This window comes from Pedobacter gandavensis (assembly GCF_032677645.1).
Lineage (GTDB): Bacteria > Bacteroidota > Bacteroidia > Sphingobacteriales > Sphingobacteriaceae > Pedobacter > Pedobacter gandavensis_A.
The window spans coordinates 1-9140 of the sequence record NZ_JAVTSB010000019.1 but is presented as its reverse complement, the minus strand read 5'-3'; the positions used below and the strand labels follow the sequence as shown (position 1 = coordinate 9140).

General features: G+C 36.7%; 11 protein-coding genes. 10 read left to right on the top strand and 1 reads right to left on the bottom strand.

The genetic code is table 11. The annotated features are described in order from the left end of the window. Positions 1 to 418 precede the first annotated feature (418 nt). From R2Q66_RS23790 to R2Q66_RS23760, 7 genes are all read left to right on the top strand, one after another. The gene (locus tag R2Q66_RS23790; RefSeq protein ID WP_316753947.1) at positions 419 to 1828 is read left to right on the top strand and encodes a hypothetical protein; all 1410 of its coding nucleotides are present in this window, start codon (positions 419 to 421) and stop codon (positions 1826 to 1828) included. Between the two features lie 86 nt (positions 1829 to 1914). Next, entirely contained in the window at positions 1915 to 2694 is a 780-nt protein-coding gene (locus R2Q66_RS23785; RefSeq protein ID WP_316753946.1) for a hypothetical protein, read from the top strand. A gap of 389 nt (positions 2695 to 3083) precedes the next feature. After that, on the top strand, positions 3084 to 3344 hold the full coding sequence (locus R2Q66_RS23780) for a helix-turn-helix domain-containing protein (protein WP_316753944.1): 261 nt from the start codon (positions 3084 to 3086) through the stop codon (positions 3342 to 3344). Continuing rightward, the gene (locus R2Q66_RS23775; protein WP_316753941.1) at positions 3341 to 3691 is read left to right on the top strand and encodes a hypothetical protein; all 351 of its coding nucleotides are present in this window, start codon (positions 3341 to 3343) and stop codon (positions 3689 to 3691) included. Before R2Q66_RS23780 ends, R2Q66_RS23775 begins: the two co-directional genes overlap by 4 nt. A 237-nt stretch (positions 3692 to 3928) precedes the next feature. Further along, positions 3929 to 4342 (top strand): plasmid mobilization protein, encoded by a 414-nt coding sequence (locus R2Q66_RS23770; protein WP_316753939.1) that lies wholly within the window; start codon positions 3929 to 3931, stop codon positions 4340 to 4342. Further along, the gene (locus tag R2Q66_RS23765) at positions 4323 to 5288 is read left to right on the top strand and encodes a relaxase/mobilization nuclease domain-containing protein (RefSeq protein WP_316753937.1); all 966 of its coding nucleotides are present in this window, start codon (positions 4323 to 4325) and stop codon (positions 5286 to 5288) included. Before R2Q66_RS23770 ends, R2Q66_RS23765 begins: the two co-directional genes overlap by 20 nt. A gap of 41 nt (positions 5289 to 5329) precedes the next feature. Then, complete coding sequence (locus R2Q66_RS23760; RefSeq protein ID WP_316753936.1) at positions 5330 to 5752, top strand: hypothetical protein; 423 nt, start codon at positions 5330 to 5332, stop codon at positions 5750 to 5752. A gap of 131 nt (positions 5753 to 5883) precedes the next feature. Here the strand turns inward: R2Q66_RS23760 and R2Q66_RS23755 are convergent, their stop codons facing one another. Beyond that, positions 5884 to 6285 (bottom strand): helix-turn-helix transcriptional regulator, encoded by a 402-nt coding sequence (locus R2Q66_RS23755; RefSeq protein WP_316753935.1) that lies wholly within the window; start codon positions 6283 to 6285, stop codon positions 5884 to 5886. Between the two features lie 128 nt (positions 6286 to 6413). Between R2Q66_RS23755 and R2Q66_RS23750 the strand changes: the two genes are divergently transcribed. The 3 genes from R2Q66_RS23750 to R2Q66_RS23740 are packed head-to-tail and all read left to right on the top strand — an operon-like array spanning position 6414 to position 8882. Then, a complete protein-coding gene (locus R2Q66_RS23750) occupies positions 6414 to 7313 on the top strand; it encodes a HEPN domain-containing protein (RefSeq protein WP_316753933.1) in 900 nt (299 codons plus the stop codon). A gap of 37 nt (positions 7314 to 7350) precedes the next feature. Further along, positions 7351 to 8598, top strand: a complete 1248-nt coding sequence (locus tag R2Q66_RS23745; RefSeq protein ID WP_316753932.1) for a hypothetical protein — start codon at positions 7351 to 7353, stop codon at positions 8596 to 8598. An 8-nt stretch (positions 8599 to 8606) separates the two neighbouring features. Continuing rightward, positions 8607 to 8882 carry a hypothetical protein gene (locus R2Q66_RS23740; protein ID WP_316753931.1) on the top strand — a complete coding sequence of 92 codons (276 nt, stop codon included), beginning with the start codon at positions 8607 to 8609 and terminating at the stop codon, positions 8880 to 8882. Positions 8883 to 9140 lie beyond the last annotated feature (258 nt).

Below are 9140 nucleotides of genomic sequence, written 5' to 3'. Positions count from 1 at the left end.
GGCTAAAAAGTGGCTACGAGGATAATATTTTAATTAAAAAATATTTCTAGTGTAAGGAACACCAAGGACTAACAATAATCACCTGCAAGGTTTTTTCAGGACGAGACATATGCTACCTGAACCGGAATATCCTACATCTTATCAATATCACCCTGCCTATTTTTTATGAAAGGAACCAGACAGCGAAGAGTAATTTTTCACCTTTATCTGGCAGATTGTTCTAAGGTGTATTAATTTTATTGAACAAAAAAAGCCATTTAATTCAAGTTATGCGCTGGATATGGAGATATTAGCTTTCGTTGATCAATATTTAGTTGCAGTTTAATAAAGTGTGATAACGGTTTTCTATTAACACATCATGACTGCAACTCTTGATTTATTTTTTATCTTAGTCATAAGATTATTCTAAATAAATTAAATGAAGCGCATTTCAAACATAGGTTTTCATATACCATCTAACAACGATAATTATATACGACTTGATAGTCTTAACTCACTTTCAGAAACTGATATAGCTATTTTATGTCCCGATTTTGATAATACAAACTATTCTATATATGAAGGATATTCCGAAAGAGGCGAATATGAAGGAAAGAGACTATATAATAAGGACTCGTCTGCCAAAATTCTTGACCATACCAAACATTGGAAGACTGAAATTTTGCATTTCTTAGAAAATGGGGGAACTCTATTTATTCTTCTTAGTAAAAAAGAAGATTTTTATATTTATACCGGAACCAAATCAGTTAGTGGGACTGGAAGAAATCAAAAAACAACTAATCACGTAACGCCTTACTCGAACTACAACTATCTGCCATTCAGCTCATTTGAATTCCATTCTGCAAGTGGAAAAACAGTATATCCTAATTCCAATTTAGTTTCCGATCTGTATAAAAATTGTAAAGACTATTTCTCATTTGAAACGTATATTAAAAGTGACAGGATTACGAATTCCGCTTTTACTACAAAAAATAAAGACCGGACATTAGGTGCATCGTTAAAAATTAAAAATGGCTTCGTTATTTTCCTCCCCATTCTTGATTTCAATTCCCCAAAACTCACTAAATATAACGAAAAAACGGATAAGACTACGTGGAGTACTGAAGGATTGAAGCTCGGAAAGATATTTTTAAATTCTTTAGTGCAAATGGATAAAGTAGTGAGACAGGAACAAGATAAGACACCAAAGCCAAATTGGCTCAATGATGCTTCGTTTGCCTTAAAAGTATCAACAATAACTGAAGCTAAAATAAATAAGATAAAGGAAGAGGTACTTAAAAAGCAAAAGGAAATTGCAAAATTAGAACATTTATTAGAGGAACAAGAAAGTTTAAAAGATTTACTCTTTGAAACAGGAAAACTCCTTGAAAAAGCTGTCATAAAGGCTTTGACTATTCTCGGTTATCAAGCTGAGAATTATGACGATGGAGAGTTAGAACTTGACCAAATTATTTTATCTCCAGAGGGGCAACGATTTATAGGAGAATGTGAAGGCAAGGATTCTAAAGATATTGACGTGTCTAAATTTAGGCAACTACTTGATGGTTTGAATGCAGATTTTGAAAAAGAAATAGTTCAAGAACGTGCATCAGGACTGCTCATCGGTAACCCGCAAAGGCTTTTACCTCCCAATGAGAGGTCATTGTCATTTACGCAAAAGTGCCAAACCGGGGCTAAACGTGAGCTAATTGGATTAATAAAAACTGAAGACCTATTTAACATATGTAGATATATACTTGAAACAAATGATATGGATTTTGCTAAAGATTGTCGTCAGTGCATTACAGATCAGTTAGGTGGAATAGTTCGATTTCCTCAAACTAAATAACATTGTTCGCTACTCCAGTTATTTTAATGAGTTAATGATAACTTGTCCGCTAATATTTGTGAAAATATACTTTCAACTAATTGCCTATGAGTATCAGCTATTTTAAACCCCGTGACCGTTTTGATTTTAATACTGATACCTTAGATATTGGAAACCCTATATCTTGGAGCCGTAAAAATTTTCTAAGGCTTCTGTTTATAAGGATTTTTGCTATCAACGAAGAACGCATTGAAGAATTTTACCAACGGCATTTAAATTACTATTTGGAACAACATCCTGACGGTAACGAAGAAACTTTTTTTAGGTATCTATGGGATTTGGTTGATCGTCAGCTGAACGTACTACTGCTCAAAGATATTTATGACAAAGACCATGTTCGTAATGAGCGGGAAATTAAGCAGCTTAAAAAATTCACCGAAGTATTGATCTTACATGACCAGTGGAATTTACATAAATCTACCGAAGCAGCAGTCGCAGCACAGCAATTAGAAATCCATACCTTAAAGCAAGAGAACACCCAGTTAAAAGCAGAAATAGCGGAATACCGCCAATTTGATGGCTATATTGAAATCAGGGATGGTCAGGTATTACCTCTTTTAGACCTTTTTATAAAAATGCAAGCCCTGAAAACTCCCGAAGGTGACGGATTGTTAATCACCCCTGCACAAAACACCTGGGCAAAAATGATCAGCAAATACTTTAGAGAGGTTGACAGTAAAAATACAGGCCAGACCAAAGAAATTAAAATAGAAAGAGTAAGGTACTATTTACGGGGAATTGATCCCAAAGACGCCACAAAAAGAGAACACGAGATACCGAAAAAACATCAGCTTTATACGATATCTAACTTAAAAACAAATAAATAAAGGCTTTATAGTTTGCCAAAATCCACCAAAGAGATGTTTTTGTATTCAACTGGTATTAAGCTACTTAAATAGCTGAACTATACGCATCCAAACCAGTCGTTTTACCACGCAGAATTCGTGGTAAATTAAAGTTAGTTCCATAACATTCTTTTGTTCCAAAACAAAGGTTATGGAAATCACGAACAAACAATTCCCTTCCCGTTGCATATATCGGGCAATCAGTGCAATTCAACTTGGTAGATCATCGCTTAGGCTTGATAGCTCCTAAACATTAAGCTGGATATAAAGCTATATAATTTGCTGTATATCCAGCTTAACAGCCCAATAGTTATATCGATATCCGGTTACACTAAAAAGTATGGTAATCATCAAATCAAGGAGGAAAAAGGATGCTAATAGATATCATCACTAAAGACGATTTAAAGCAGTTTAAGACACAGTTGCTCAACGACATAAGCGCTATGGTTAAACCGCAGGAAAAAGCTAAGGAGTGGCTTAAAAGCGCAGAGGTACGCAAGATGCTGAACATATCACCCGGTACATTACAAAACCTGCGCATTAACGGAACATTGCGGTATACAAAGATTGGCGGGATGATGTATTACAAATTAGAAGACATTACCCTGCTGCTGGAAGGAGGTCAGCAATGACAGAAACCAGCCTGCAAAATAAAACCGCTGATTACAGTAAATGGATCAGGCGCATGGGATCGGACAGCAGAATGCTGTCCACCCATGTCAGCCTGCTTACTGCACTGTTTGTCCTTTGGCAGCAAAGTGGATTTACCAATCCCTTTACCGTGAGCCGGAAAAAGCTAATGGCTTTTTCCAGAATTGCATCCATTGCCACTTACCATAAATGTATCCGTGAACTGGATACATTCGGGTACATCCGTTATCAGCCGTCCTACCATCCGATTAAGGGAAGCCTGATCTGGTGGCCGCTCCTTTCGGGCGAACCACCAGATCAGAAAGCGGTGCCGGGAAACCCGGCTTAGTATTTACCCGGATGCTCCTTTCAGGAGCTATCCGGGTAATGGAAACCGCAGGAGGTAAGGCGACGCTTCCAGCACGCCAAACTTATGCGGTTTGTAGGAAGCAAGTTTGTGTTTTTGTTACACAAAAACTCCCCAAGCCTGCGGCAAGGGGAAACTTGCTTCAAGCTCCCGATGGTCGCATGAAGGTAGCAAAGCGCAGAATTAAGAGCCGATAAGGCATTTTAAACGTGAGAAATTATGACCGATACAATATCAAAGACAGGTCTTAAAGACCCCATAAATAAGTTAGCTGAACATACCAGGCATAAAGGTGGTGCGCCACAAAAAAAGATTAAACGTGCGAGTGGCATCCGTGTCCGGCTGACCACTTCGGAACGGTTCCTAATCGAATCCAAAGCCAAACAAGCAGGCGTTCGTATCAGTGATTGGTTCAGATCGGCTGCACTGAAAGCTAAGGTAGTTGCCAGAATAACAACCGAAGACAGGCGTATTTTACACCTACTGGCAGGAATGGCGAACAACTTAAACCAATTAACAAAATTGGCTCATACTAGTGGGATTGTGAGTATTGCCATTAAGTGCGGGCATTTGTTAACAGAAATTGACCAAGCCATTAGATATCTAAACAGCGATGATGGGAAAGATACCTAAATCCGGCAAAAGCTTTAAAGGATGTGTGGAATACTGTATGCTGAAAAAAGATGCAGTTATACTGGATGCTACGGGTTTGCGAACAGGTGAAGTAAAGCACACGATTGCTGACTTTAACATGCAACGGAAAATGTGCCCCGGTTTAGGACAAGCAGTAGGCCACATTGCTTTAAACTGGAGCCCAGAGGACAGCGCAAAACTTACAGATGAACTGATGGTGAACATTGCTAAAGAATATCTGAAAAAGATGAAAATTTCTGATACGCAAGTCCTAATGGTCAGACATCATGATACTGACCATGACCATTTGCATATTGTTTACAACCGTGTAGACAATGAGGGCAAAACAATAAGTGATGCTAACCAACGGTGGAAAAACGTAAAAGTAAGCAAAGCATTGACCCTAAAATACGGTTTTCACATGGCAGAAGGCAAAGACAGGGTAAATCGCCATCGACTCAAAGGAGCTGACAAAGTAAAATACCAAATCCACGACCAGATCAAAGCTATACTGCCGAACGTCAAGAGCATGGACGAATTGAAAAAACAATTAGCTATGCAGGGTATTAAAATGCACTATAAATACAAAGGCGGAACACAAGAAGTACAGGGTATTAGTTTCAGCAAAGGTGAATATCAGTTTAAGGGATCAGAAATTGACCGCAGTTTAAGCTATGGAAAAATCAATAAAATGATCTCTGACCGTATGGAGGAGAAACTGCCGCAACCTAAAAGTTTGGCAGATGAACTAAGAGAAGTTTTAAAACAGTCCGGTCAACAGACCCATTATCTCAAACAAGAGCCAAAGCCCCAGTACTTAGGTCAAGAGCCAAAAACCAATTATCTGGGCGTATTAGGAATTGATATATCAGATGATGTGGATGATGAGGCGATCTATGGCCGAAATCGGAGACGCCAAGAGAAAGCCCGCACAAATACCAGATAAGGTAAATAATTGATTATAACATTTAAAGGAAGGAATCTAATATGAGCAATCAACAAACACCTGAAAAAACAGTGATTGATGAAGTGATAGAAAATTTAATCAGAAAGACAGATTTTCTGGAAAAGGAATTGACCGCTAAAAATGTTGCACTGATGCAAAAAGAAGAACAGACACAATCATTAATCGCAAATTTTGAACAAAAGTTAAGCAAATTAGTGATCCAAGCCCCGAAACCTGATTTTTCTGAACTCAATAACTCATTGAAAAGCGGTTTAGCCAGCCTTAACGATAGTTTAGAGAAATGGCCTAAGCCGCTCAAAAAAGAATATCGTTTTTTGCTGTTCCCAGAACAGCTTAGAAGCGTAGAATATGTTAGGGCTGTATTGACAAGGGTGGTTTTATGTATACTGGCTTTAGTTCTTATGACTTTTGGTTATCTGTTACTGAATAAGCATATGAAGTGAGATTTTTGAGATTGCTTAGTAGCTATTAGCACATACAGATGATGAAATTCGCCGATTTTCCAATAAAAAAAGGTCTCTGTGCATGACAGAGACCTTTTGCGCTTATATGAAAAGGGTTAAATTAGAAAAGGTTAGTTTCCGTTATTCGTACCTTTCAATAATTCGATTTTTTCTTGTTCGCTTTTTAGCAACCGCTCATAAAGCTCAACCACTTTATCTAATGGATTAAACGAGCATTGAATATTAATGGCATTGATTGTCGAATTGTCGTTACTCGTAAAAGTATTGGAGATTATACTCAATATAGACTCTTCATTAAAATTCTTTATAGCTTCAGTGCTAACACCTAATACATTTGCTATTTTTTCCAATGTAGAATCTTCAACTTCTTCACTTTGTTCAATTTTAGAAATCGTTTGTTGGCTTACACCTAATTCGATAGCAAGAAAATCTTGTTTTATTCCTCTGATTTCACGAATACGGCTAATCTTTCTTCCGATGTGCATTTTATTAGACTTTGTAGATGTTTCCATATTCACAAATATAATTATTTTTTCAGGTTGTATGAAACGAATAACCTTTGGTAAGATACCAATTTAATTGGTAGGTTACGGCATTGCCAGACAGCATTTTTGATCTCAGAATCAAAAATGTAAACGTTATGGAAACACAATTCATGCAATCTGGTCAACACCAGAAAGAAAATTTCTCAGTCTTTATCAAAGAGCTGGTTCAAAAATTTAAACCTGAACAAATCTATCGTTTTGGCAAAATCATAGAATTCAAGGCCAATGACGGTTGTTTTATCAATAATCACAAAGAAGAAAACTATCATTACTTTTTGTTAATGGTAACCGAAAGTGTTACCAGAATTGAGCATGAGGTACAGGACTTTTCAAACCATCATTTTCCTTTTGGAAAGATTACCATATTGGTTCATGGCAAGGAAACCATTGAAGAGGCCATCAAAGCCAACAACAGATTTTTTATTACGATTTATAACAGCGGACAGGTTATTTATAGTAAGGACGGGATGGTACAAGCTGATCACGTTATAAATTTTATACCTTCTCAGGCCGCCGTTAAGGCTCAAAAACATTATAATCATCGCCTACCATTGGCAACAGGCTTTTTGGCGAGTGCTAAAGAATGCTTAGCAAATCAACATTATCATTTAAGTGCATTTATGGCACATCAGGTTGTAGAACAATGCTGTATTGTTTTGATACGGGTTCATTTGGCATACCGTTGTGATATACATAACCTATATAGACAACTACGTGTTTGTGATAGCTTTTCTTCTGCGCCGTCAAGACTATTGATTTCTGGCAGAGAAGATGATAGACGGCTTTTGGAAATCATGGTTAAAAGCTATTCTGCCGCCCGTTACAATGATGATTTCAAGGTGGATCATGCCGATGCAGAGCAATTATTTATTCGGGTTTCAACCTTTCTAAAGCTCACAGAAATTATGTGCTTAGACAAGATAAATGCCCTTGCTAAAGAAGCTGAAGTATATAAACAACTCAAAACAGAAAGTGAGGTGTGCCATGTTGGATAAAACTGTTTCATTTATACAACCAGAAAACTTTTTCCGGTTGCCTTTTATACCCGGTACAAGGAAGCTTTCAGAAAATACACTAAACCAATATTCTGAAATCAGAAAGCCTAAAAAAGGTTACCTGCCCATTAGAATCAGGAAAGTATCTTTTAGTAACGAACTACTAACAATAGGTATAGTACTGGATAAGGAGCCTGAGGAAATGGTTTATATCAAGGCCACCACCTCAGAGCTATTGGTAAGCTGTAGTGTTGATACGCATGAAGGATATTTAAGCCGATACGCTTATTTTGCACTCTATCGTCTTCTATACTATCATAGTGAATATGATTTTGAAGAGTATTATTGGCCGGGATTTTTTGATCAGAATAGCGGAGTATCTAAGTATCTGATGATCCTTAAATCTAAAGATAGCTTACATATAGCATCAAAAGTGAGATACAAAGGCTTTTATAAGCCGGGGAACCAACTTCCTGAAGTATCAGAAAACGTCATCACGTTACGAAAAACACGCCCAATTATTCAAGAAAAACCACCAAAGGATAGCCGTACGATATTAGGTTTCTGTATGGCCGATGCCAATAATGAAAGACACAGAACTAACCATTATCCTTTTTTAATCCCATATACAGGGATATTGAATAAAGACAAAACTAAGGTGAAGGGTTTTAAAAATTATGTGCTTAATGAACTGAATCTGTCTGAGATCAATCTTACGGAAGAACAGCAATGTCTTGTTGGTATTTGTTTCGCTATGAAAAAGATTGCCTTGGTTGCAAGTTCCGAACCTAAAGAAGATGTCTTGGTACTTGCTAAAAAAAGAGAAAAGAACAAACAGAATTTTAACAGTCTTTTTGAGCTTTGGCAAAAGGCACTTCCCTTACTTTCGGGTAGATTATACACCCATTACTGTTATACATTTGGCATGCGCCACGTAAAAGGAAAGCCATCAAGATCATATATGACTCCATGTAGCTTTAGCAACGAAACACCAGAAGTCTGTTTTTTATGGAAAGATATTGGGGATTATTATAAGCTCGAACTTCGTTTAATGCTTGACGGAAAAATCCGCCAGGTACAGTATTATTACAATACGGCCTTATTTGCTATGCTCTGTTACAAGCCAAGGAATTACGCGCTGTTAAACTCAGTCATGGATGATGAACTTGTCTGTTTTTTTCAGAAAAGACATTTTCAACTATTGGTACTGAAGAAACATTACGATGGCTACTTTAAAGATTTTGCAGATCAATTAAGGGCAATATATAAGTTCACTAATAAATAAAATGAACTATGGAAAAAATATTAAAAGCTTTAAATTATCAACCAGTGGAGATATCTGATGATGATCTAAATAATCCTGTCCCATCGATGGCTTATTTTTTTGTGAACCATCCGCTTCATGAATCCAGAACCAAGCTTTGGAAACTGTATGAAGGATGGATCCATTTTGCTGCTGAATCGCCCGATGGGGAGGAGTTAACAGATATGTTATTTTTTTATAACCAATTGATAGAGTTAATGAACTTATGCTACGTATTTACCCAAAACACTTATGAGGACAAATAGAATTATTATTAGATTTTGTAAATCACACCTATCTAAAAGAAATTATGATAAAATAGTAGTAGCATTGTAGTTTAATTTTTTTGGAGAAAATAAGAATATTATTACACAAAAAAATATGCAGTTTTTGACATAGTAAGAATATTTGGCGACGGATTAGTAAATGTTACTGTTGGACAGTAGAATGACCCAAATTCTAGGGTTGCAATATGAGAAAAAGAGTGAATGATTTATTTTAAGATTGTCTCAATCTGCTTATTT